The organism is Pseudomonas sp. 3MA1 (assembly GCF_029237275.1).
GTDB lineage: Bacteria > Pseudomonadota > Gammaproteobacteria > Pseudomonadales > Pseudomonadaceae > Aquipseudomonas > Aquipseudomonas fluorescens_AP.
On sequence record NZ_JAACFX010000004.1, the window covers coordinates 197,012 to 221,386 of the forward strand.

22 protein-coding genes and 1 riboswitch are annotated in these 24,375 nt (G+C 63.6%); of the genes, 6 read left to right on the forward strand and 16 right to left on the reverse strand.

What is annotated here, in order from left to right:
- Nucleotides 1–182 precede the first annotated feature (182 nt).
- The 9 genes from GWQ44_RS13495 to GWQ44_RS13535 all read right to left on the reverse strand — a co-directional run bounded on the left by GWQ44_RS13495 (nt 183) and on the right by GWQ44_RS13535 (nt 9,435).
- Entirely contained in the window at nt 183–893 is a 711-nt protein-coding gene (locus tag GWQ44_RS13495) for an ABC-type transport auxiliary lipoprotein family protein (RefSeq protein WP_275927545.1), read from the reverse strand.
- 176 nt (nt 894–1,069) lie between these two features.
- Nucleotides 1,070–3,328, reverse strand: coding sequence for a DNA topoisomerase IV subunit A (gene parC, locus GWQ44_RS13500; RefSeq protein ID WP_103739475.1), 2,259 nt, complete (start codon nt 3,326–3,328; stop codon nt 1,070–1,072).
- A gap of 7 nt (nt 3,329–3,335) precedes the next feature.
- Nucleotides 3,336–3,857 carry a TIGR02281 family clan AA aspartic protease gene (locus GWQ44_RS13505; protein WP_016964911.1) on the reverse strand — a complete coding sequence of 174 codons (522 nt, stop codon included), beginning with the start codon at nt 3,855–3,857 and terminating at the stop codon, nt 3,336–3,338.
- Nucleotides 3,854–4,837, reverse strand: coding sequence for an esterase-like activity of phytase family protein (locus tag GWQ44_RS13510; protein WP_103739476.1), 984 nt, complete (start codon nt 4,835–4,837; stop codon nt 3,854–3,856). The genes GWQ44_RS13505 and GWQ44_RS13510 overlap by 4 nt, the downstream gene beginning before the upstream one ends.
- Nucleotides 4,837–6,741 (reverse strand): DNA topoisomerase IV subunit B, encoded by a 1,905-nt coding sequence (gene parE / locus GWQ44_RS13515; RefSeq protein ID WP_047301316.1) that lies wholly within the window; start codon nt 6,739–6,741, stop codon nt 4,837–4,839. Before parE ends, GWQ44_RS13510 begins: the two co-directional genes overlap by 1 nt.
- A 42-nt stretch (nt 6,742–6,783) precedes the next feature.
- Nucleotides 6,784–7,392 carry a YqiA/YcfP family alpha/beta fold hydrolase gene (locus GWQ44_RS13520; protein WP_047301314.1) on the reverse strand — a complete coding sequence of 203 codons (609 nt, stop codon included), beginning with the start codon at nt 7,390–7,392 and terminating at the stop codon, nt 6,784–6,786.
- Between the two features lie 67 nt (nt 7,393–7,459).
- Nucleotides 7,460–8,275, reverse strand: coding sequence for a 3',5'-cyclic-AMP phosphodiesterase (gene cpdA, locus GWQ44_RS13525; protein ID WP_275927546.1), 816 nt, complete (start codon nt 8,273–8,275; stop codon nt 7,460–7,462).
- A 99-nt stretch (nt 8,276–8,374) separates the two neighbouring features.
- Nucleotides 8,375–8,827, reverse strand: a complete 453-nt coding sequence (locus tag GWQ44_RS13530; RefSeq protein ID WP_016964915.1) for a DUF1249 domain-containing protein — start codon at nt 8,825–8,827, stop codon at nt 8,375–8,377.
- Complete coding sequence (locus GWQ44_RS13535) at nt 8,818–9,435, reverse strand: NUDIX domain-containing protein (RefSeq protein ID WP_047301310.1); 618 nt, start codon at nt 9,433–9,435, stop codon at nt 8,818–8,820. Before GWQ44_RS13535 ends, GWQ44_RS13530 begins: the two co-directional genes overlap by 10 nt.
- A gap of 224 nt (nt 9,436–9,659) precedes the next feature.
- On the opposite strand from GWQ44_RS13535, the gene GWQ44_RS13540 reads away from it, so the two are divergent.
- Nucleotides 9,660–10,406, forward strand: coding sequence for an RsiV family protein (locus GWQ44_RS13540; RefSeq protein ID WP_275927547.1), 747 nt, complete (start codon nt 9,660–9,662; stop codon nt 10,404–10,406).
- Here GWQ44_RS13540 and cytX read toward each other — a convergent pair.
- Nucleotides 10,375–11,664, reverse strand: coding sequence for a putative hydroxymethylpyrimidine transporter CytX (gene cytX, locus GWQ44_RS13545; RefSeq protein WP_275927548.1), 1,290 nt, complete (start codon nt 11,662–11,664; stop codon nt 10,375–10,377). The two genes, GWQ44_RS13540 and cytX, sit on opposite strands and share 32 nt — an antisense overlap.
- A 107-nt stretch (nt 11,665–11,771) precedes the next feature.
- A complete protein-coding gene (gene thiC, locus GWQ44_RS13550) occupies nt 11,772–13,661 on the reverse strand; it encodes a phosphomethylpyrimidine synthase ThiC (protein ID WP_016964918.1) in 1,890 nt (629 codons plus the stop codon).
- Between the two features lie 164 nt (nt 13,662–13,825).
- Nucleotides 13,826–13,930, reverse strand: a riboswitch (TPP riboswitch).
- 196 nt (nt 13,931–14,126) lie between these two features.
- Here thiC and GWQ44_RS13555 point away from each other — a divergent pair.
- A complete protein-coding gene (locus tag GWQ44_RS13555) occupies nt 14,127–15,557 on the forward strand; it encodes a TolC family outer membrane protein (protein WP_016964919.1) in 1,431 nt (476 codons plus the stop codon).
- 99 nt (nt 15,558–15,656) lie between these two features.
- Here GWQ44_RS13555 and waaA read toward each other — a convergent pair whose 3' ends face one another.
- Nucleotides 15,657–16,937: a lipid IV(A) 3-deoxy-D-manno-octulosonic acid transferase gene (gene waaA, locus GWQ44_RS13560; protein ID WP_103739480.1), complete on the reverse strand. Its 1,281-nt coding sequence runs from the start codon at nt 16,935–16,937 to the stop codon at nt 15,657–15,659.
- Nucleotides 16,938–16,959: 22 nt separating this feature from the next.
- Entirely contained in the window at nt 16,960–17,844 is an 885-nt protein-coding gene (locus tag GWQ44_RS13565) for a LysR family transcriptional regulator (protein WP_275927714.1), read from the reverse strand.
- A gap of 110 nt (nt 17,845–17,954) precedes the next feature.
- Between GWQ44_RS13565 and GWQ44_RS13570 the strand changes: the two genes are divergently transcribed.
- From GWQ44_RS13570 to GWQ44_RS13585, 4 genes are all read left to right on the forward strand, one after another.
- Entirely contained in the window at nt 17,955–18,287 is a 333-nt protein-coding gene (locus GWQ44_RS13570) for a multidrug efflux SMR transporter (protein ID WP_011058907.1), read from the forward strand.
- Between the two features lie 110 nt (nt 18,288–18,397).
- Nucleotides 18,398–19,573 (forward strand): FAD-dependent oxidoreductase, encoded by a 1,176-nt coding sequence (locus GWQ44_RS13575; protein WP_016968287.1) that lies wholly within the window; start codon nt 18,398–18,400, stop codon nt 19,571–19,573.
- Nucleotides 19,570–20,388, forward strand: a complete 819-nt coding sequence (locus GWQ44_RS13580) for an aldo/keto reductase (protein WP_016968288.1) — start codon at nt 19,570–19,572, stop codon at nt 20,386–20,388. Before GWQ44_RS13575 ends, GWQ44_RS13580 begins: the two co-directional genes overlap by 4 nt.
- A 105-nt stretch (nt 20,389–20,493) precedes the next feature.
- Nucleotides 20,494–21,465, forward strand: a complete 972-nt coding sequence (locus GWQ44_RS13585; RefSeq protein WP_275927549.1) for a metal ABC transporter ATPase — start codon at nt 20,494–20,496, stop codon at nt 21,463–21,465.
- A 48-nt stretch (nt 21,466–21,513) separates the two neighbouring features.
- Here GWQ44_RS13585 and hldE read toward each other — a convergent pair whose 3' ends face one another.
- The 3 genes from hldE to GWQ44_RS13600 all read right to left on the reverse strand — a co-directional run bounded on the left by hldE (nt 21,514) and on the right by GWQ44_RS13600 (nt 24,368).
- Nucleotides 21,514–22,947 carry a bifunctional D-glycero-beta-D-manno-heptose-7-phosphate kinase/D-glycero-beta-D-manno-heptose 1-phosphate adenylyltransferase HldE gene (gene hldE, locus GWQ44_RS13590; RefSeq protein WP_275927550.1) on the reverse strand — a complete coding sequence of 478 codons (1,434 nt, stop codon included), beginning with the start codon at nt 22,945–22,947 and terminating at the stop codon, nt 21,514–21,516.
- Nucleotides 22,948–23,050: 103 nt separating this feature from the next.
- Nucleotides 23,051–23,671, reverse strand: coding sequence for an adenylyl-sulfate kinase (gene cysC, locus GWQ44_RS13595; protein WP_275927551.1), 621 nt, complete (start codon nt 23,669–23,671; stop codon nt 23,051–23,053).
- Entirely contained in the window at nt 23,664–24,368 is a 705-nt protein-coding gene (locus GWQ44_RS13600) for a sulfotransferase family 2 domain-containing protein (protein ID WP_016968292.1), read from the reverse strand. The genes cysC and GWQ44_RS13600 overlap by 8 nt, the downstream gene beginning before the upstream one ends.
- Nucleotides 24,369–24,375: the final 7 nt, after the last annotated feature.

The window sequence follows — 24,375 nt, forward strand, 5'->3', positions numbered from 1 at the left end:
GGCGGGCAGACGCTGGCACTGCCTGCGACAAGCATCGAAGGGGCTTGAGCACTGGGGATATCGCCGCTGGTGGCCCGTTCGCAGCCTTCGGCAGCGGCTACAGGGTGGGCCATGTGGAACCTGCCAGAACCAGAAACAACAAGGCCCGCGGGTAGGCGGGCCTTGTCTGACAGCGATTTACTTCAGAACCGGAACACTTCCATATCCGTGCGGATCGGCGTGGCCATCGGAATCTTCGGCTGCTTGCCCTGCTCCACGGGCTTGGGCGCTGGCGCCGGTGTAGCCTTGCGCGGCACTTCCGCCACGGCCGGCTGGTTGGCCAGGGGCTTGAGGGCCACCGACAGTTGCTCGGCCAGGCGCTGCAGCAACACGCCCTGAGCCTGGACCTGGGAAGCGGTGGTGCCCGCATGCTGCTCCTGCAGGTGCACGATGCGGTTATCCCGCACCTGGCCACGCCGGTCGATCAGACGCCACTGCGCGTCCAGCACCGCCGGCTGCGACTTGCCGGAATCCAGGCGGGTGATCGACAGCAGGACCTGTACATCCGGGGTGAAGCCGCTGTTCGCCGGCGCCAGCACTACGCGCTGACTGTCCAGATGACCGGCCACCTGGCGCAACAGCAACTGGTCGATGTCCGAAGACAGGCTGCCCGCCCAACGACCATCGGTGGACGCTTGCAGGCTGCCATCGTCCTGGCGTTGCAGGAGGGTTTCACGTTGCAGGTAATCGGCGATCAGCACCGGCCCCAACAATACCGACATGCCGGCACTGGCCGGCTGGGCTGGACTTCCGCTGTCCAGCTGATACAGCGACACCGGCTGGTGCACGCTGCAACCCGCCAGGCCAAGAACGCCCGCGAGCAGAAAAACAAGAGGAAGGCGCAGAGCAGTCATCATCCCATCCAGGTGGCGGCCACAAGCCTGGCCACAGTATAAATACTCAAAAAATTGAATAACGCCGGCAAGGCCGGCGTTTGAAAGCGCATATCATCCGTGAATATGCGCCTTGACTCCAGTGTTCCAGCATCGATCCGCCGCTTAAATCCAGGATCAAGCGCTCTGGCCGACACTCAACTGAGAGGCTCTACCAACAACGCATCGACCCGCTGGAATCCGCGCGGTAGCTTGTTGCCTCGGCGCCCGCGCTCGCCCTTGTAGTGCTCAAGGTCGTCGGCCTTCAGCGACAAGGTGCGCTTGCCCGCCTGCAACACCAGGGTCGCGCCATCCGGCAACACCGCGATGTCGGTGACGTACTCTTCACGGCTGGCCACCCGCTCACCGGGAATGCCGATGATCTTGTTGCCCTTGCCCTTGCCCAGTTGCGGCAGGTCGCTGATCTTGAACACCAGCAGACGCCCTTCGGTGGTCACCGAGGCCAGCCAGTTCTGCTCGCGATCGGCCACCGGCCGCGGCGCCAGAACCTTGGCGTTGTTCGGCAGACTCAGCAGCGCCTTGCCCGCCTTGTTCTTGGCCTGCAGATCCTCGCCCTTGACCACGAAACCGTAGCCCGCGTCGGATGCGATCACATACAGAGCCTCGTCATCCGGCAGCAGCACGCATTCGAAGGTCGCACCCGGCGGCGGCGTCAGGCGACCGGTCAGCGGCTCGCCCTGGCCACGGGCCGATGGCAGCGTGTGGGCCGCCACCGAGTAACTGCGGCCGGTGGAATCGATAAACACCGCAAACTGGTTGGAGCGCCCAGCAGCGGCAGTCTTGTAGCCGTCACCGGCCTTGTAGGACAGACCCGTGGCGTCAATATCATGCCCCTTGGCGCAACGGACCCAGCCTTTTTCCGACAGAACGATGGTCACCGGCTCGGTGGGCATCAGCTCGTTTTCCGACAGGGCCTTGGCTTCCGCGCGGGCGACGATCGGCGAGCGACGGTCGTCGCCGTAGGTTTCTGCGTCTTGCAGCAATTCGGTGCGCACCAGCTTCTTGAGCTTGGCTTCGCTGTTGAGCAGGGCTTGCAGCTTGGCCTGCTCCTTGAGCAACTCGTCCTGCTCGGCCCGCAGCTTCATCTCTTCCAGACGCGCCAACTGCCGCAGACGGGTGTCGAGGATGTAGTCGGCCTGGATTTCGCTGAGGGCAAAACGCTCGATCAGCTTGGCCCGGGGATGCTCCTCGGTACGGATGATGTGGATCACTTCATCCAGATTGAGGTAGGCGATCAGCAAGCCGTCCAACAGGTGCAGGCGCCGCTCGACCTTGTCCAGGCGGAATTGCAGGCGACGACGCACGGTAGCCACCCGGAATTCCAGCCACTCCACCAGCAGCGCACGCAGGTTCTTCAACTGCGGCTTGCCGTCCAGGCCGATGATGTTGATGTTGACCCGGTAGGTCGACTCCAGCTCGGTGGTGGCGAACAGGTGCTGCATCAGCTCATCGGGATCGACCCGATTGGAGCGCGGGATGATCACGATGCGGCAGGGGTTCTCATGGTCCGACTCGTCCCGCAGGTCTGCCACCATGGGCAGCTTCTTGGCCTGCATCTGCGCGGCGATCTGCTCCAGTACCTTGGCCCCGGACACCTGATGCGGCAGCGCGGTGACAATGATGTCGCCATCCTCGACCCGATACACGGCGCGCATGCGCACCGAGCCGCGGCCGGTTTCGTAGATCTTCAGCAGATCGGCGCGAGGGGTGATGATTTCCGCTTCGGTGGGGTAGTCCGGCCCCTGGATGTGCTCGCAGAGCTGTTCCACGGTGGCCTTGGGCTCATCCAGCAGACGCACGCAGGCCGACGCCACTTCCCGCAGGTTGTGCGGCGGCACGTCGGTGGCCATGCCCACGGCGATACCGGTGGTGCCGTTGAGCAGGATATTCGGCAGACGCGCCGGCAATACCAGCGGCTCCTGCAGGGTGCCGTCGAAGTTCGGCCCCCAGTCCGCAGTGCCCTGGCCCAGCTCGCTGAGCAGCACTTCGGAATAGCGTGACAGGCGCGCCTCGGTGTAACGCATGGCGGCGAAGGACTTGGGATCGTCCGGCGCGCCCCAGTTGCCCTGCCCGTCCACCAGCGTGTAGCGGTAGCTGAACGGCTGGGCCATCAGCACCATGGCTTCGTAGCAGGCGGAGTCGCCGTGCGGGTGGAACTTGCCGAGCACGTCGCCCACGGTACGCGCGGATTTCTTGTGCTTGGAATCGGCATCCAGCCCCAGCTCACTCATGGCGTAGACGATACGCCGCTGTACGGGTTTGAGGCCGTCGCCGATATGCGGCAGAGCACGGTCCATGATCACGTACATGGAGTAGTTGAGGTAGGCACTTTCGGTGAAGTCAGCCAGTGACCGGCGTTCTACGCCATCCAGGCTGAGATCAAGGGAGTCGCTCATGCGGGCCTCATTGGTTCGTGGTCTGGCGCAGCAGCATGGTGCCGCCGCGCTGAGTAAATTCAAGTTTCTTCAAAGCGCTCATGCCCAGCAAAACCTGGTCGCCGTCGAGCCCCGGGGCCACCAGGGCCCTGACGTCCTGAAGGACGATGTCCCCCAGTTGCAGACGCTCGATGCGGGTCCGATAGCCTTCGCTGCGCCCATTGGCGGTACTCAGGGTGACCGGTACCCCGCGCTCCAGGCCCAGGCGCTCGGCCAGTCCGGAAGGAATCGACACCTCGGTGGCACCGGTATCGAGCATGAACTGCACCGGCTGCCCGTTGATATGGCCGCTGGCGACGAAATGCCCCTGGCCGTTGCCGACCAGCTGCACTTCGATGTAACCCTCATGTTGTTGCGAACTGACGACCGTGTTGGGGTTCTCCTGACGGGCTTCCCAGTCGGCGAAGAACCGTGTGGCCAGGAATAGCGCCGCGGCCCAGGCCATGATCAGCATCACCCGCCCGGCGCTCTTGCCCGGTTGCTGGCTCATGGCTGGGCACTCCAGCCGCCTTCGGGGGCGGCAAAGCGCCAGACGATGGGGCGGGCCTCGCCATCGGCGCGGGCGCCGTTGTTGTTGTCCAGTCCGATCCAGGCGCCCTTGGCATCCACCACCAGCGCCTCGGCCAAACCGTAAGGCTGTGGATAACGCCGGTGTTCCACCAGCGCCTCGGCAGCAAAGGACCAGCAGCGCTCGACCTTGGCGCTCTGCCCATCCCGGCGGCAGATCTGGTAGGCGTTACGCTCCAGAGTGAACAGCTTGCCGTCAAACAAAGCCAGGTCGGCAAAGTCCCGGGACACCGCCTTGGCGTTGGGCACCTGCTGCGGCTGCATTTCCGAGCCGGCCTCACTGAGCAGTACGCAACCGCCATCACAGTCCCAGGTGGTCTGCCCACGCTTGATCAACAGCAGCCCGCGCCGCTCACGCTCTGCCGCCAGCCAGATCCGGTCGCCGGCGGGGTTCACCGCCAGGCCTTCGAACAAGGCATTGAAATGCAGGAGCATGCCGCTGGCCCGTGCTTCACGGACCATGATCGGCGAAATCTTCAACCAGGCCGGAGCGCCTTGCACCGGTACCTTGAGCACCGTGGCGTGAGCTTCGCTGACCACATATTTGTTGCCCGCGGCGTCGCAGGAGATGCCTTCGAAATCCAGATCGCCGCCACGCACGAAAGACGCGGCCCAGGTCCGCGACTTCAAGCCCCAGGGCAAGCCGGTATCCGGCACCGCCGGCACCTCCAGCTTGAGGGCCTCGGCCTGCCAGACGCTGTCGCGGGTATCGAGCTTGTAGATCTGATCGTCATCGCGGTCGGAAACCGTCCACAATTCCTGGCCGCACAGCGCCAGCCCGGACAGATTGCCACCGCGCATGCCTTCGACAGGATGCTCGGACAGCAAGGTCAGTTCGGGCGCAGGCGCGGCCACCACCGAGGTTGCCAATAGCGCTAGGGCCAGGGCAAAACCTCTGTGCATCAGGCCAGCACCTCGGCCAGGTTGCCCTTGGACTCCAGCCAGGATTTGCGATCACCGGCGCGCTTCTTCGCCAGCAGCATGTCCATGATTTCCGCGGTGGCCTCGACGTCGTCCAGGGTCAACTGCACCAGGCGCCGGGTGTTCGGGTCCATGGTGGTCTCGCGCAGTTGCGGCGGGTTCATTTCACCCAGCCCCTTGAATCGGGTGACCTGGGGCTTGCCGCGTTTCTTCTCGGCCACCAGGCGGTCGAGAATGCCGTCGCGCTCGGCCTCGTCCAGGGCGTAGAAGATCTCCTTGCCCAGGTCGATGCGGTACAGCGGCGGCATGGCCACATAGACGTGGCCGGCATCCACCAGCGGACGGAAATGCTGGACGAACAGGGCACAGAGCAAGGTGGCGATATGCAGACCATCGGAGTCGGCGTCGGCGAGGATGCAGATCTTGCCGTAGCGCAGCTGGCTCATGTCCTCGGCGCCTGGATCGACACCGATGGCCACGGCGATGTTGTGCACTTCCTGGCTGGCCAAAACTTCGCTGCCGTCCACTTCCCAGGTGTTGAGGATCTTGCCGCGCAACGGCAGGATCGCCTGGAATTCCTTGTCCCGCGCCTGCTTGGCCGAACCGCCGGCGGAGTCGCCCTCCACCAGGAACAGCTCGGAACGCATCGGGTCCTGGCCGGCGCAATCCGCCAGCTTGCCGGGCAGTGCCGGGCCCTGGGTAATGCGCTTGCGCTCGACCTTCTTGCTGGCCTTCAGGCGACGGCCGGCGTTGCTGATGGCCAGTTCCGCCAGTTGCATGCCCAGCTCGGGGTTGGCATTGAGCCACAGGCTGAAGGCGTCCTTGACCACACCGGAAACGAAAGCCGCCGCCTCACGGGACGACAGCCGCTCCTTGGTCTGGCCGGAGAACTGCGCGTCCTGCATCTTCATCGACAGGACGAAGGCGATGCGCTCCCAGACGTCTTCCGGGGCCAGCTTGAGGCCGCGGGGCAACAGGTTGCGGAATTCGCAGAACTCGCGCATGGCATCCAGCAGGCCCTGGCGCAGGCCGTTGACGTGGGTACCGCCCTGAGCCGTGGGGATCAGGTTGACGTAGCTTTCCTGAACGCTGTCGCCGCCTTCGGGCAGCCACAGCAGGGCCCAGTCCACCGCTTCCTTGTTGCCCGCCAGGCTGCCACAGAAGGGTTCGTTGGGCAGGCGCTCGAATTCACTGACCGCGTCCACCAGGTAGGAACGCAAGCCGTCTTCGTAATGCCACTCGACCTTCTCGCCGCTGGACTTGTCCTCGAAGCTCACCAGCAGCCCCGGGCACAGCACGGCCTTGGCCTTGAGCACATGCTTGAGACGGCTGACGGAGAATTTCGGCGAATCGAAGTATTTCGGGTCCGGGGCGAAGTACACGCTGGTGCCGGTGTTGCGCTTGCCCACGGTGCCGACCACTTCCAGCTCGCTGGCCTTGTAGCCGTCGGCGAAGGTCATCTGGTATTCGTTGCCGTCGCGCTTGACCCGCACCCGCACCTGGTTCGACAGGGCGTTGACCACGGAAATGCCCACCCCGTGCAGACCGCCGGAGAACTGGTAGTTCTTGTTGGAGAACTTGCCGCCGGCATGGAGCTTGGTGAGGATCAGCTCGATCCCGGAGACGCCCTCTTCCGGGTGGATGTCCACGGGCATGCCGCGGCCGTCGTCGCAGACTTCCAGGGAATGGTCGGCATGCAGGATGACCTGTATCGACTTCGCATGGCCGGCCAGGGCTTCGTCGACGCTGTTGTCGATGACTTCCTGGGCCAGATGGTTGGGCCGCGTGGTGTCGGTGTACATGCCCGGGCGTTTGCGCACCGGGTCGAGTCCCGAGAGGACTTCGATGGCGTCTGCGTTATAAGAGCTAGCGCTGGGAGTGGCCATGGGTTCTCGTCGTTAGTCGTTCAATGAATATGGGGCGGGGCTTCACAGTGCGGTGAAGTCGATCGCCTGGTACTGATCGGCAGTGATGCCGGCAAAATTCAACATCGCCGGCAATTGTCCGGCAAAACCTTGGAAACTATGATCGCCGCCGGCCTGGATGCGCAAGGCACAGGCGCGGTAGTAGCGCTCGGCGCTGCGATAGTCCAGGGTCTCGTCCCCGGTCTGCAACCACACCTGATAACGCTGCGGGTCCTGGGGAGGCGCGACTTCCAGCGCCGCCAGCGCCGCCACGTGGTCGTGGGTCAGTTCCCAGGTTTCGTCGGTGTACAGGTTCTTCTGCGTGCCCAGATAACCGTCGAACATCCGGTGCGGGCTGACCGCAGGGTTGATCAGCAGGGCTTTCAGACCATAGCGCTCGGCAAGGTGAGTCGCATAGTAGCCGCCGAGCGAGCTGCCGACCAGCAATGGACGACCGAGTTCGGCAATCGCCTGTTCCAGCTGGCCAATGGCCTGGCGTGGATGGTGATGCAGGGCCGGTACGCGCAATTGCTCGGCCAGCCCCATTTGCTCCATGACACGCCGCAACTGGGAGGCCTTGGTCGACGCGGGAGCACTGTTGAAGCCGTGGATATAAAGGATCGAACCGGACATGCGAACTCCCTGTGCACCTGGGCAAAAGCCGCAGTTTACAGGGATGGCAGCGGCGAACGAAGCCGCTTCAGTAGCCGTTGCTGCCGTAATCGATGCTGAAGGCGTAGCCGTGGACCCGCTCCACACCGGTTTCCAACCGTCCATCGGGCAGCAGGCGCAGCCAGCGATAGCCGGGCACCTGCTCTTCGACCTTGAAGTCGTCGCTGCCGGGCTCGAACTGGATGCAGGTGGAGGGTGAGGCCAACAGCCGCACGTCGCCCCGCTGGCGGTCGATCTCCTGATGCACATGCCCCCAGAGCAAGGCGCGAACCTGGGGGAAGCGGTCGAGCACGGCGAACAGCGCCTCGGCGTTGCGCAGGCCGATGGGCTCCATCCAGGCGCAATCGATGGATACCGGATGATGGTGCAGGCAGATCAGGTGATGACGTTCAGGCGCCTCCCCCAGGGAGCGGGCCAGCAATTGCAACTGGTCGTCCTGCAGGTAGCCCGGCACCGAGCCGGGCACCGCCGAATCCAGCAGGGTTATGCGCCAGTTGCCGATATCGATGATCGGTTGCAGCAGATCGCTGTCCCCCGTCGCCAACTGCATGACCTGGGGCTCGTCATGATTACCGGGCAACCAACGGCCTGGCGCCGGAATCTGCCGGGTCAGCTGGCGAAAGCGCTGATAGGACTCCAGCGTGCCGTCCTGGGACAGATCGCCGGTGGCCAGCATCAGGTCGATCCGTGGCTGCTGCGCCAGCACCAGGTCGATGACCCGTTGCAGGCTGTCGGCGGTGTTCATGCCCAACAGCGCGCCGTCGGTCTCGGCAAACAGATGGCTATCGGACAGTTGCACCAGCAGCACCGAGTCGTCGGCAGTCAGTGCGGATACGCTTGGCACGGTGTTCTCCCGGAGCAAGGGCACAAAGCATGATGAAGGCGGTAATTATGCTGGGGGAAGTGAAAAAGAGGAAACCTGGGAAGCGGACCCAGTTCACATCTAGCGCACCGCTTCGAACTCGTGCCCACAGGCCAGGCAGTGGCTCAGCCACTCGCCCAGAAAAACATTCAACTGGGCCTTCTCGTCCGGCTGGTGCATGAAGGCATTCGGATAGGGATAGATGCTGCGAAACCGCCGCGCATGCTCGGCACTGATGACCTCCGCCATGCGCGCGTCGTGATAGACCTGCACCTCCAGCTGCGGCACCGGCAGCCAGGGCAGGCTGTGCTCCTGGCGCACCTGCAAGGTGGTGGTGTATGGGCAGGCCAGCACCACTTCCAGGGCCAGTACACCGAGCATCTGCTCGCCCTGGGTCACGGCGATGCGCCGCGCCACAGGCTGGTTGCGCATATCGGGCAGCAGGCGCATCAGTCGGGCGTAGTTGGCCTCGCAGGAAGCTTGCAGCCCCGCGAGATCCACCCGATAGCGGTCGCGTACCTTGTTTACGACCATAACCCCCTCACTTCAGCGCGATTGAGCGCCAACCACTGCAAGGCAATGATGCTGGCGGCATTGCAGATCCGCCCGTCGCGCATGGCCTGCTGCGCATCTTCATAGGCCATCACCGACACCCGGATGTCCTCCGCCTCTTCCTCCAGCCCGTGCAACCCGCCAGCGGCACTGCTGTCGCAACGCCCCAGGAACAGATGGACGAACTCGGTGCTACCCCCTGGCGACGGGAAGTACTGGGTCATCGGCCACAACGCCGAGATCTCCAGGCCCGCTTCTTCCTGCGCCTCGCGACGCGCCACTTCTTCAGGCTGCTCGTCCTTGTCGATCAACCCGGCCACCAGTTCCACCAGCCAGGGCGTGGCGGCCTTGCCCATGGCGCCGATGCGAAACTGTTCGATCAGCACCACCTCATCGCGCTGCGGATCGTACGGCAGTACGCAGACCGCATCGTGACGCAGCAGGACTTCACGATTGATTTCACGCCCCATGCCACCGGCGAACAGCTCATGACGCAGTTGCAGGCGATCGAGCCGGTAGAAACCCTGGAAGCAGTTCTCGCGCCGGATGATCTCGACGGCACTCGGCGTGGAGTTGGCAAAGTCAGTCATAGCAATCCTCGTGTACAGCCTGTTCATCCCGAGGATCCCCCTCGACTTCGCGCCATCCTAACGCGCCCGCCGTCGCCGATGCAGCCCCTTTAGCCTCAGCGGGATAGACGGCGGGGGGCTAAACCTAATCTAATTGCCTGTATTGAGCTTAGTGGCGAACCGACTGCCTCGCAGACAGTCGAAGCCGGTAACTTTTGCCTCCCCCTGGTTTATGAAGGACGCCCATGTCGCTTGTCAAAATCGCCTCCGTGGCCTGTATCGCCCTGACCCTGGGCGCCTGTCAAAGCCTGTTTCAGCCAAGCTACAACACCCCGCTGGAAACCAAGCGCGAGAAGTCCGAGCAGCTCAAGCCAGGCTGCAGCGGCGCCGACTGTCCGCTGGTCAACCTCGACACCGTGCACTTTCCCGCCGAGCCGCAACTGGATGCCATCGTCGAAAAACGCCTGCTGCAAATGACCCGCACCAGCCCCGAAGCAGCGCTGCCGGCCAGCCTGGCGGCCTACCGTGAACAGTTCCTGCGCAGCGCGGCGGACCGCCACGGCATGTACCTGCAATCTAAGGTACGCGAGCAGCATGACGGCCTGGTGATCATCGAACTGGCCAGCTACCTGGACACCGGCGCCGCCAACGGCACCCCGGGACGGGGCTTCGTCAACTATTCGCGCCAGCAGCAGCGGGCGCTGAGCCTGGCGGACATGCTGCTGCCCGGCCAGGAAGAGATGTTCTGGAAGGCCGCGCGGGTCGCCCACAACAACTGGCTGATCAGCACCCACCTGGATCGCGAAGCCGAATTCATCAAGACCTGGCCGTTCCAGAAAACCGCCAACGTGGCGCTGACCCAGAAAGCCGTGACCCTCAAGTACGACGTCAGCACCATCGCGCCCTCGGTGCTGGGCCATATCGAATTGCAGATTCCCTACGACCGCCTCAAGGGCGTGCTCAAGCCCGAGCTGTTTCCTGGCAGTAATTGAAAACCCGGCCCAACAGCCACTGCAGCAGCCCTGCCAGCAGCAGCGACGGCAGGGTAGCCCCGACATCCGGATACAGGTTGGCCAGCAGGTGATAGGTGCTCACCCCACCCAGCCAGGCCAACAGCGCGGTCCAGCGCCAGGCTGACAGCGAATCGTGCCCGGAGCGTCGACGCAGAATGAAGTGATCCACCAGCACCACGCCAAACAAGGGCGCGAACACCGAGCCGATCAGCAGCAGGAAATTCTGGTACTGGGCCAGCGGCGCCAGGCAGGCGATCAGGGTGCAGAGCACACCGATGGCCAGGGCCAGGTGCTCGACCTTGAGGCGCAGCAGAATGCCACTGGAAACCGCCGCCGAGTGGATGTCGGCAAAGGCGTTCTCCGACTCGTCGAGCAGGATCAGCAACAACGGGATTCCAAGGCCCGCGCCGGCCAGCGCCAGGAGCAAGGCATTGGCTTCACCGCTCGGGGCAAAGGCCAGGGTGTAGGCGACGCCCAGGCTCATCAGCCAGAAATTGCCGATGAAAAAACCCAGGGCCGTGCCGCCGAACACGCTCTTGGCGCGTTTGCCGAACCGCGAGTAATCGGCGATCAGCGGCAACCACGACAAGGGCATGGCGATGGCGATGTCGAAGCCTGCGGCGAAGGGCATCGAGCCGTCGCCAGCCTGAGCCTTGAGTGCCGCCAGGTCGGCCCGGGCGAACAGGTTCCAGGTCAGCCACAGGCACGCCGCGAGCAATAGCCAGATGCCCCACTTGCGCAGGATCCGGCGGACAAAGGTCAAGGGGCCACTGACCGCCAGCAAGGTTGCCAGGGCGCCGAAAAACAGGGTCCAGAGCAGCGGGTTGGCCAACAGGCTGCCGTCACCGAAGGCCCGGGTGCCCAAAAGGCTCGCGGCATCGCGCATGACGATGATTTCAAACGAACCCCAGCCCACCAACTGCAGCAGGTTGAGCAACGCCGGCAAACTGGCACCACGCCGGCCCAGGCTGAGCTTGAGCGCGGCCATCGACGACAGGCCGGTGTCGCTGCCGATCACCCCCACCGCCGCCAGCAGCAGAACGCCCACCGCGGTGCCAAGCAGGATCGCCAGCAACGCATGGGACAGCCCCAGGCCCGGCGCCAACAGCGCACCGGTCTGCAGCACCATCAAACCGATGCCGAGGGAGAACCACAGGGAAAACAGGTCCCGGGCGCCAAACACACGCCGGTCGGCGGGGACCGCCAGATTGGGGGAATAGGTACTTGGACTGCTCAAGGGACATATCTCAATAAGAACAGGAGCAAGCTGCAAGCCTCAAGCGTCAAGAAAAAGCACTTCGGCCTTTGCTTTCCGCTTGCAGCTTGCAGCTTGCAGCTCATGGCTTAGACCTTCTTGTACAGCTGGCTGCCTTCCTGCTTGAAGCGCTCAGCCTGCTCCGCCAGGCCCTTGGCGACGTCCACATCGACCGCGTCGATGCGCTGGTTGGCCGCGTATTCGCGCACTTCCTGGGTGATCTTCATCGAGCAGAACTTCGGCCCGCACATGGAGCAGAAATGCGCCACCTTGGCCGAATCCTTGGGCAGGGTTTCGTCGTGGTACGAACGCGCGGTGTCCGGATCCAGGCCGAGGTTGAACTGGTCTTCCCAGCGGAATTCGAAACGCGCCTTGGACAGGGCGTTGTCACGGATCTGCGCGCCGGGGTGACCTTTGGCCAGGTCGGCAGCGTGGGCGGCGATCTTGTAGGTGATGATCCCGGTCTTCACGTCATCCTTGTTCGGCAGGCCCAGGTGCTCCTTGGGCGTGACGTAGCAGAGCATGGCGCAACCGAACCAGCCGATCATCGCCGCACCGATACCGGAAGTGATGTGGTCGTAGCCCGGAGCGATGTCGGTGGTCAGCGGGCCGAGGGTGTAGAACGGCGCCTCGTCGCAGCATTCCAGCTGCTTGTCCATGTTCTCCTTGATCAACTGCATCGGCACGTGGCCGGGGCCTTCGATCATGCACTGCACGTCGTGCTTCCAGGCGATCTTGGTCAGCTCGCCGAGGGTTTCCAGCTCGCCGAACTGGGCTTCGTCGTTGGCGTCGGCAATCGACCCCGGACGCAGGCCATCTCCCAGGGAGAAGCTGACGTCGTAGGCCTTCATGATTTCGCAGATTTCGTCGAAGTGGGTGTAGAGGAAGTTCTCCTTGTGGTGCGCCAGGCACCATTTGGCCATGATCGAACCGCCGCGGGAGACGATGCCGGTCACGCGCTTGGCGGTCAGCGGCACATAGCGCAGCAACACGCCGGCGTGGATGGTGAAATAGTCCACGCCCTGCTCGGCCTGTTCGATCAGGGTGTCGCGGAACAGCTCCCAGGTCAGGTCCTCGGCCACGCCGTTGACCTTTTCCAGGGCCTGGTAGATCGGTACGGTGCCGATCGGCACCGGCGAGTTGCGGATGATCCACTCGCGGGTTTCATGAATGTGCTTGCCGGTGGACAGGTCCATCACCGTGTCCGAACCCCAGCGGATGCCCCAGGTCAGTTTCGCCACTTCTTCCTCGATCGAGGAGCCCAGGGCGCTGTTGCCGATGTTGCCGTTGATCTTCACCAGGAAGTTGCGGCCGATGATCATCGGTTCCAGTTCGACGTGGTTGATGTTGGCCGGAATGATCGCGCGACCGCGGGCGATTTCCTCGCGGACGAACTCCGGGGTGATTTCCTTGGGGATGCTGGCGCCGAAGCTGTGGCCGGCGTGTTGCTGGTTCAGCAGGCCGGCGGCGCGGGCTTCCTGCAGCTTCATGTTTTCGCGGATGGCGACGTATTCCATCTCCGCGGTGATGATGCCTTTGCGGGCGTAGTGCATCTGGCTGACGTTGGCCCCGGCCTTGGCCCGGCGCGGGTTGTTGACGTGGGCGAAACGCAGCTTGGTCAGCTCCGGATCCGCCAGGCGCTGCTGGCCGAAGTTGGAGCTCAGGCCGGGCAGGCGCTCGGTGTCGCCACGGTCTTCGATCCACGCCGAACGCACGTCGCCCAGGCCCTTGCGCACATCGATCACCACGTTCGGATCGGTGTAGGGGCCGGAGGTGTCGTACACGGTCACCGGGGCGTTGATCTCGCCACCGAAATCGGTGGGGGTCACGTCCAGGGTGATTTCGCGCATGGGCACGCGGATGTCCGGGCGCGAACCCTGGACATAGATTTTTTGCGAGCGGGTAAAGGGCTGAACCGATTGTTGGTCGACTTGGGCCGACTCACTGAGGTTGCTAGCGTTTTTTAGTTTTGTCGTCATCACGGGCTCTCCAGACAGCATCCAGGCAGTGGATTGTTGTCGGAGCGAACCTGTAACGGACGGACGCACCCTGTCTAAGCAACTAGTGAGTGCAGTGCTTGGTACTCGAGGGGGTGTTCGATTGTCGAACAACATCCCGGACGAAGCACAAGAGGACTCGCCGGGTGACGAGAAATCTTGTTCCCTACGCAGGCGCTAACCTGATCAGGTTCAACGGGATCCGGATTATCCGATCTCAGCCTCATAGCAAGGCACCCCGACAAGAACCGGGCCAGTCTAGACAAAGCCGGGACAGAACGCCAACACCGGTGCAATAAGCAGGATGAATGGCGTAATTGCAGGATTGTTGCCATAGGTCAGCAGCTCTACACTCCCAGCCCTATGTCGAACCTTGACGCTCCATGGACCGCGCCTTAGCCTTGGCGCCTGGATTATCTCCGTAATATCAACTCTAGGGATCGCCGAATGCTGCGCAAACTCTCACTGGCTGTTGCCGTGTCTTGTGCGTCCAATGGAATGGCCTGGGCAGCAGAAGCGCCTTTGACCACCAGGACCGACCTGGTCAGCGTCTACCAGGAAGCGCTGGACAACAACGCCGATCTGGCGGCCGCCCGCGCCCAGTACGGCGCCCAGAAGGAAGTGGTGCCCCAGGCCCGCGCCGGCCTGCTGCCCAACCTCTCGGCGGGGGCGGACATCAACAACACCCGCACCAAATTCGATGAGCCTTCCATGGCCTCGACCCGCAGCGGCAACGTCTACCAGGCGACCCTGGCCCAGCCGCTGTTCCGCGCCGACCGCTGGTTCCAGCTGCAGGCCGCCAAGGACATCAACGAGCAGGCCTCGCTGCAGCTCTCGGCCACCGAACAGAACCTGATCCTGCAAAGCGCGGAAAACTACTTCGCGGTATTGCGCGCCCAGGACAACCTGGCCTCGACCAAGGCCGAGGAAGCCGCCTTCAAGCGTCAACTGGACCAGTCCAACGAGCGCTTCGACGTGGGTCTGTCGGACAAGACCGACGTCCTCCAGGCCCAGGCCAGCTACGACACCGCCCGGGCCAACCGGATCCTCGCCCAGCGCCAGGTGGATGACGCCTTCGAAGCGCTGATCACCCTGACCAACCGCGAGTACAACTCGATCCAGGGCATTGTCCACACCCTGCCGGTGCTGGCACCGACACCCAACGACGCCAAGGCCTGGGTCGACACCGCCGCCCGGCAGAACCTCAACCTACTGGCCAGCAACTACGCGGTCAGCGCCGCCGAAGAAACCCTCAAGCAGCGCAAGGCCGGGCACGCCCCGACCCTGGACGCCGTGGCGCAGTACAAGAAAGGCGACAACGACGCCCTGGGCTTCAGCAACCCCAACCCGTTGACGCGCTATGGCAGCGATGTCGAGCAACGCTCCATCGGTCTGCAACTGAACATCCCGATCTACAGCGGCGGCCTGACCAGTTCCCAGGTCCGCGAGTCCTATTCGCGCCTGAGCCAGACCGAGCAGCAGCGCGAGTCCCTGCGTCGCCAGGTGGTGGAAAACACCCGCAACCTGCATCGCGCGGTGAACACCGATGTCGAGCAGGTCCAGGCCCGGCGCCAGTCGATCATCTCCAACCAGAGCGCGGTGGAAGCCACGGAAATCGGCTATCAGGTGGGCACCCGCAATATCGTCGACGTGCTGGATGCGCAACGTCAGCTGTACACCTCGGTGCGCAACTACAACAACAGCCGCTACGACTACATCCTCGACAACCTGCGCCTGAAGCAGGCCGCCGGCACCCTCAACCCCGGTGACCTGCAGGACCTGTCGCGCTACCTCAAGGCCGACTACAACCCGGACCGCGACTTCCTGCCGCCGGACCTGGCCAAGGCCGCACAGGAGCAGCTCAAGGCTCGTCCCTGAAGCCTGAAGCCATGAAAAAGGCCACCTTTGCAGGTGGCCTTTTTCATGGTGAGCCTGTTGTGACAAACGCCCTTTACGGCAACCGCCACAGAACGACGATCAGTGCCTGTTCAAGAGGCGATCAAGGCCATCCAGCAGCCGCTGCAAGGCGCCCTGATTGGCCTTGAGCACCTTGAGCCCGGCCTCGGCCATCTTCTGCGCATCCCGGGGCAACTCGAACAGGCGCTGCACCGCCACCGCCAGCCCCTCGGCGTCATCCACCTCCTGCAGGGCCCCGGCCTCGCGCAGCATCGCGGCGATTTCCAGGAAGTTGAACAGGTGCGGCCCGCTGATCACCGGCTTGGCCAGCGCCGCCGGTTCCAGCAGATTGTGCCCGCCGTTGGCCACCAGGCTGCCACCGACAAAGGCGCTGTCGGCCAGGGCGTAGAGGAACAGCAACTCGCCCATGGTGTCCCCCAGCAACACCGAGGTGGTGGCGCCCACCGGCTCCCCGGCGGAGCGGCGAATGGTGGCGAAGCCCTGTTGCCGACACAGCTCGAACACCGAGTCGAAGCGTTCCGGATGCCGTGGCACCAGGATCAGCAAGGCATTCGGGTAACTGGCCAGCAGTTGCCGATGGGCATCGAGCACCACGGCGTCTTCACCCTCGTGGGTACTGGCGGCGATCCATACCGGACGATCCATGGCCTGCCACTGCTGGCGCAGCTCCCGGGCACGCTCCAGCAGTTGCGGGTCGATGCTCAGGTCGAACTTGATCGAGCCTGTCACTTCCACTGTCTCGGGACGTGCGCCCAGTTCCCGGAAACGCTGGGCCTCGGCCTCGGTCTGCACCGCGAACAGGCTCATCTGCGCCAGCATCGGCGCCGTCAGGCCGGCAAAGCGCCCATAGCCCTTGGCCGAACGCGCGGACAGGCGGGCATTGGCCAGGGCCACCGGAATCCCGCGCCGGGCGCACTGGTCGATGTGGTTGGGCCACAGCTCGGTTTCCATGATCACCGCCAGCTTGGGCTGCACCCGGTCGAGAAAGCGCGCCGCGGCGCAGGGCAGATCGTAAGGCAGGTAGCAATGCTGGATGCGCGGCTCATGGGCGAACAGCGCCTGGATCCGCTCGGAGCCGGTGGGGGTCATGCAGGTCACGGTGATCGGCAGTTGCGGATGACGGGCCAACAGCGCCCGGATCATTGGCGCGGCGGCGATGCTCTCGCCCACGGACACCGCATGCACCCAGATGCCGCCAGTGCGCATGGCCGGCAAGCCCAGGGAGAAACGCTCGCCAATGCGCTTGGCATAAGCCGGGGCCTTGCGCGAACGCAGCCACAGGCGAATCGCTACCAATGGCAGCCCCAGGTAAAACAGTGCGGTGTAGAGAGTTCTATTCATGGCGGCGGAGTTTATCGGTTTTTTAGCCGATCGCCTTCAGGTGCACGGCAAAACGTTCCGCCAGCCAGCACGCTGCCGGCCCCAAGGGCTCGTCGCGGCGCCAGGCCAGTTCCACCACCAGCGCCGGCGGTGTCCATTCGCTGACCAGCTCCACCATCTGATGCTGATAGGTCGGGTACTGCACCACATGCCGCGGCAACCAGGCCCAGCCCAGGCCGCGCATCAGCCATTCGGCCATCACATAGAAGCTGTCCGCCCGCCAGACTTGGGGGCTGACCTGCTCACCCCCCGGATAACCACTGAGTTGCGGGGCGATCAGCAACTGCCGGTGCCGGGCCAGGAGCTGGCGGTTGACCCGCCGTTCATGGGCCAGCGGATGCCCCACGGCACAGACAGTGACCATTTCGACGCTGCCCAGGGCCTGACGTTCCAGGGTTTCGGGCATCTGCTCATGGTGGAACAGCAACCCCAGGTCGGCCCGGCGCTCCACCAGCTTGCGCGCCACATCACCCTGGGCGCCGCTGGCCAGTTGCACTTCCAGGCTGGGAAAACGCTCGGCCAGGGCTTCCAGGCTGTCGAGCACCGGCTGGTAGGGCATCGCCTCGTCCTGGGCCAGGCGCAACCGCGCCTCCTGGCCCCGCATCAGGGCCAGGGCCCGGCCATTGAGGCGATCGCACTGGCGCAGAATCTCCCGCGCCTCCTGCAACAAGGCACTGCCGGCTTCGCTGAGCTTGGGCTGACGCCCGCTGCTACGCTCGAACAGGCTGACCCCCAGGTCCTCCTCCAGCAGAACGATGGCGTTGCTGATGGCCGATTGCGCCTTGCGTTGCTGGCGGGCCACCGCCGAGAACGAACGCAGCTCGGCGACACTGACGAACAGCCGCAACTGCTCCAGGTTCCATTGCATGTTCATAGTGCAACCTATCTCCATAGCAGATAGGTAATGACTTTACCGCATCTGAGCAGCCTCTAGAATGCCGACCTCAGAAAGCAGCCCCGAACACGAGGAACCCTCCCATGAACGCTTACTACTACCTGGCCATCGCCATCTGCGCAGAAGTGATTGCCACTGTTTCAATGAAAGCGGTCAAGGGCCTGAGCACACCGCTGCCCCTGGCGCTGATCATCGTCGGCTACGGCGTGGCCTTCTGGATGCTGACCCTGGTGGTGCGTACCGTCCCGGTGGGCGTGGCCTATGCGGTGTGGGCCGGCATGGGCATCGTCATGGTCAGCATTGCCGCGCTGTTCCTGTACGGCCAGAAGCTGGATATCCCGGCGATGCTGGGCATGGCGCTGATCGTCCTCGGCGTGGTGGTGATCCAGCTGTTCTCGAAAACCGCCGGACATTGAAAAGCCGCCTCAAGCGACAAGCTTCAAGTGGCAAGAGTGAGTGCCATGCTTGCAGCTTGAGGCTTGAGGCTTGAAACTTGCGGCTTCGTTTTGTTTACCGAGGTCGCTGCATGCCATCCGCTATTTCCACCGATGTGCTGATTGTCGGCGCAGGCGTCGCCGGTCTCTGGCTCAACGCCCGCCTGCGGCGCCAGGGCTTTTCCACGGTCCTGGTGGAAAGCGCCAGCCTCGGTGGCGGACAGAGCGTGAAGTCCCAGGGGATCATTCACGGCGGCGCCAAATACGCCCTGCACGGCGCCCTCACCGGCGCCTCGGAAGCCATTGCCGACATGCCGCGGCGCTGGCGCGAGGCCCTGGCCGGCAGCGGCGAGCTGGACCTGTCCGGCGTGCGCCTGCTGTCCGACGCTCACTATCTCTGGTCCCCCGGCACCCTGGCCGGCAACCTCACCAGCTTCTTTGCCAGCAAGGCCGTGCGCGGCCGGGTCGATCAGGTCAAGGGCGAGCAGTTGCCGCCGGCCCTGCAAGACAAGCGCTTCAAGGGCAAGGTCTACCGGCTGGCCGAGCTGGTGGTGGATGTGCCCAGCGTCATCCAGCGTCTGGCGGAGCTGGGCGGCGATAGCCTGCTGGCCGGGCAGAAGATCGAGCCACTGCTGGAGAGCGGTCAGCTGGCAGGCCTGCGGGTCGACGAGCGGGAGATTCGCGCACAGCGCATCGTCCTCAGCGCCGGTGCCGGCAATGCCGAGCTGCTCCAGGCGGTCGGCCTGAGCCAGCCGGCGATGCAACGACGCCCACTGCACATGGTGCTGGTCAAGGGGCCAAGCCTGAAACCACTGTATGCCCATTGCCTGGGCGGCGGCCCCAAGCCGCGGATCACCGTCACCACCCATCCGGCCGCCGATGGCCAGTGGGTCTGGTACCTGGGGGGCGATCTGGCCGAAGCCGAGGGCGTGGCCCGGGAACCGGCGGCGCAAATCGCTGCGGCCCAGAAGGAACTGGGCCAGCTGCTGCCCTGGGTCGACCTGAGCCAGGCGCAATGGGCCACCTTGCGAGTGGAGCGCGCCGAACCTGCGCAATCAGGCCTGACCCGCCCGGACAACGCCTTCCTCGCCGAACAGGATCGCCTGCTGGTGGGCTGGCCGACCAAGCTGGCCCTGGCGCCGGACTTCGCCGACAGGGTCCTGGCGGCCCTGGAGCGCGATGGCATTCGCCCCGGCCACAACCAGGCACTCCCCGACCTGCCCAAGCCGCCGCTGGCGCAAACGGCCTGGGAGCAACTGCTGCCATGAGCCAGCCAACCCTGCACGACCTGCATCGTCCCTTCGGCAGCACCGGACTGATGGTTTCACCTCTGGGCCTGGGCACGGTCAAGCTGGGCCGTGACCAGGGCGTGAAATACCCCAACGGTTTCCAGATCCCCGACGACCAGGAAGCGCGCATGCTGCTCAAGCTGACCCGCGACCTGGGCATCAACCTGATCGACACCGCTCCGGCCTATGGCCGCAGCGAAGAACGCCTGGGCCCGCTGCTGCGGGGCCAGCGCCAGGAATGGGTGATCGTCAGCAAGGTCGGCGAGGAGTTTGCCGACGGCGTGTCCCGCCACGATTTCAGCGCCGCCCACACTCGACTGTCCGTGGAACGCAGCCTGCAACGCCTGGAAACCGACTTCATCGACCTGGTGCTGGTGCATTCCGACGGCAACGACCTGGCGATCCTCGAACAGTGCGAGGTCTACCAGACCCTGGCGCAGCTCAAGCAGGAGGGCAAGATCCGCGGCTTCGGCTTCTCCGGCAAGACTGTCGACGGCGGTTTGAAGGCTCTGGAGCAAGGCGATTGCGCCATGGTTACCTACAATCTGAACGAACAGGCCGAGCGAGCGGTCATTGATTACGCCGCCGCCCAGCACAAGGGCATCCTGGTGAAGAAGGCCCTGGCCAGCGGCCACGTGTGCCTGAGCCCGGGCACCGATCCGGTGCGGGCCAGCTTCGAATTGCTGTTTGACCGGCCCGGTGTCGCCAGTGCTATTGTCGGGACCATCAATCCGCTGCACCTGGCCCATAACGTGGCGACCGTGGCACAGGTTCTAGGGTCCGTTCGCGTTTAGTGTCAGGCCGCCCCGTCCCTTCGGGTTGCGTGTCAAACGGGAACAGCCCCCAGGCCAGAACTGATGCCGCCGACGCGGCCGACCCCGACGCAAGAAGGAGCCGCAATGTCGCGACCGCTGATTAGAAAGAACCCCAGCAACTTCAAGACCCTGCCACTGTTCGTCGAGGCGACTCCCGAAAGCCTGTGCTACCAGAGCGTCGGCATGCCGCTGAACTTCGCCCAGACCCTGCAGCGCCGGCGCGCGGTGACCGTGGCCGACAACCAGCGTTTCGCCCTGGAGCTGGCCAATCTCGGGGTCTCGGTGCGCCTGACCCTGCATTGGCAGAACCGCGATTACTGGGTACTGGTACGCCAGCGCCGCCAGGATCGCGGCGACGTGGTGCTCAAGCTGATCTCCGGCTACGTGCCGGCTCACGAGCTGAACCTGCCGCTGCTTACCGCCATCCAGGAAATCGCCGAGGAATGCCTGCTGGAGACCCCCGAAGGCTGGCTCGGCGGACGCTTCAACGACACCTGGTTGCCCGCGCCCTATGCCGGTGCCCTGCACTACCGCGAGGCCCTGCCCTTTCGCCTGACGCCACTGTCCGGCGCGGCGCGTCCGGTGCGTTGCGCCAACCTGCAACTGCTCGAGCGTCCCCAGGCCTATGTGCACCTGCCCACCGCATCGCTGCAGCTGATCTACGACCTGCGCCTGGAGGTGCCCAAGGAAGCCAAGTCCCTGAGCCTGTTCCACGTCGATGAACGCCTGGAGGGCGATCAACTGGTGGCCCGGCTCGACCGCAAGCGCCCGGACCTGTACCTGATGCCCCTGGAGAACGGCGAACCCTGCGCCGAGCTCTACACCCTGAAGAAGGACCAGCTGTACCCGGCGAGCACCCGTGGCCTGTACCTGGCAGAAAGCTTCGCCCAGCAGGAAGGCTGGGTGGTGCGCGAGGAGCGGATTCGCTGGAAGGACTGGCTCAGGCAGCGGGGCCTGAGTGAACCTGCAAAGGACTCGAAACTCTCACGCCTGACCGGCAAGGCCCGGCAGATCCTTGGCAAGATGGTTCCGGCCAAGGCCAGGCGCCAGGGCTGAGGCCAAAAAAAGGCGCCTTGAGCAGGCGCCTTTTTTCCGCGGTGGCCGTTACTCGGCCTTGTCGGTCTTGCGGATCTTCTCGACGATGGCGGTGGTCGAGCTGTTCTCGACCAGCCCCAGCACCCTCACCGTGCCACCATACGCCGTGACGATATCGGCGCCCACCACCTGATCGATGCCATAGTCCCCGCCCTTGACCAGCACATCCGGCCGCACCTGGGTCAACAGGTTTTCCGGAGTGCCTTCAGGGAAGCTGATCACCCAGTCCACGGCGCCCAATCCCGCCAGCACCGCCATGCGCCGGTCGACACTGTTGATCGGACGTCCGGGCCCCTTGAGGCGGCTGACCGAGGCATCATCGTTGATCGCCACGATCAGCCGATCACCCTGGGCCCGAGCCTGTTCCAGGTAGGTCACGTGCCCGGCGTGGAGGATATCGAAGCAGCCATTGGTGAAGACAATCTTCTCGTTGTGCGCCCGGGCGTCATCAATCGCCAGCAACAACTGATCGAGACTCAGGACCCCACGCTCGGAACCTTCCTCGCGCTGGATCGCCCGACGCAATTCCGGGGCACTGATAGCCGCCGTCCCCAGCTTGCCGACCACGATGCCCGCTGCCAGATTGGCCAGGCCCACCGCATGGGGCAGCTCTTCACCGGCGGCAATGGCAGCGGCCAGGGTAGAGATCACCGTATCCCCGGCACCGGTGACATCGAACACTTCACGGGCACGAGCCGGCAGATGCAGGGGTGGATGCTCCGGACGCAGCAGGGTCATGCCGTGCTCGCCACGGGTCACCAGCAGCGCTCCCAGCTCCAGATCGTGCATCAGCTTGGCGCCCTTGCTCACCAACTCGTGCTCATCGGCACAGCCGCCGACGATGGTTTCGAACTCGCTGAGATTCGGCGTGATCAGGCTGGCGCCGCGATAGATGGAAAAATCCTTGCCCTTGGGGTCGGCCAGCACCGGAATGCCCCGCGCCCGCGCCGCCGCGATCAGCACCTGATGGTTACGCAGCGCGCCCTTGCCGTAGTCGGACAGCACCAACACCTTGATCCCATCGAGCAGGGCATCGACCTCGGCCGCCAGGGCCAGAGCGTCAGTGGCGAAGGGCTCTTCGAAATCGATACGCAGCAACTGCTGGTGACGGCTCATGACCCGCAACTTGACGATGGTCGGCTGATGAGCGATGCGCTGAAACAGCGCCCGTACACCTGCGCCTTTCAAGCTGTTGGCTAGACTGTCGGCAGCCTCATCGTCACCGGTCACCCCCACCAGAGACGCCGGAGCGCCCAGAGCGGCAATGTTCAGGGCAACGTTAGCGGCACCACCCGGGCGGTCCTCGATTTGCTCGACCTTGACCACCGGCACCGGCGCCTCAGGGGAAATCCGTGAGGTACCACCATGCCAGTAACGGTCGAGCATGACATCGCCGACCACCAAGACAGGGGCTTGATCGAATCGCGGCATGGACAACTTCATGGAGCATCCCACATACAAAATGAACAGGGGCGCGATATTAACACAGGGTTGGCGCCGTCTCGTTTGAGAGCTTTACGCGGGATGTATCACGCACTTTACCTGATCATTTTTTGAACACCCGACTCAAAACAAACTGCACCGCATCGGACAATTCGATTTCATCGGTATTGATCTCGCAATCTGCCTGCTCTGGCGCTTCGTAAGGACTGTCCAGCCCGGTGAAATCCTTGATTGCCCCTTGCAGCGCAGCTTGATACAAGCCCTTGGGATCGCGTCGGGCGCACACATCAAACGGCGTGCTGACATAGACCTCAAAGAACTGCCCAGGACCAAACAGCGCCCTGGCAGTCGCCCGATCAGCACTAAAAGGCGAAATTGCCGAGACGATCACAATCAATCCGGCTTCGACCATCAAGCGCGCTACCTCGCCAATACGACGAATATTCTCTTTGCGCGCCTCGTTGCCCATACCCAAATCGCTGCATAACCCAGTACGCAGGTTGTCACCGTCTAGCACAAACGTATGGCGACCCTGCTCATTGAGTTTGATCTCCAACGCATTGGCCAACGTTGACTTTCCGGCACCCGACAGCCCCGTCAGCCACAGACAACAAGGCTGCTGATGTTTCAACGCAGAACGGGCAACCACTGACAACGATAGGGAAAAGGGGCGGATAGGGGGAGCAAGCCCCTTAGAGACTGGAAATACTGAAGAGTTACTCATAACCCAGGACCTCATAATCACGCTGATAAGCACGCCTGACCAAGCGCCGCGTGCGCAAGGAGCAAAACTCCCTGACTGGCTCATTTCGACGCTCAAGGGAAACATTCAGATGTGGCAATAATGTGTCCACTGCGAGTCGCTCGCATAGATGGCGAAAGTCTCGCTCAAAATGCTCGTGCCGTCCTAGAAAATCCATGGACATCCGGCCCAAATGATCAACGAGAAAATCCGTCTGAGGCGCAAAGTGCAGCTGACGACGCAGGTTATCCGGGTGCAACCACTGCGCAACGAAATCGTCGAAGTCTCGGTAGCTGGTCACCAGGGCCTGAGCTTCCTGGTCACGCCGACTCATGTTATTGCCACGCAAGTAAGCGTATGCCGAGTAAGCCCGCTCCAAGGGGTCGCGGACGAAGGCGAACTTGAAACTGCGCGCGCAGTGTTCGGGGAACTGCTGCTGATACCAGTAATACGGTAAATGCCCTGGCCACCGGCCATCTAGAAAGGCAGAACACAGGCTACTGCCACCGCATTTGGGCACATGGATGAACACGCACTTATGCGTCACAAAACTTGTTGGAAGCGTAATGACCGCGGACAAGGACTTGTTCACAGCCTGCCGATCAACCACAGACAAACGTCCCAGCAAAAAAGCCCTTTGATTCTTAGGAAGCAGTTTCCACAACAGACGTTGCAACATCCCATTA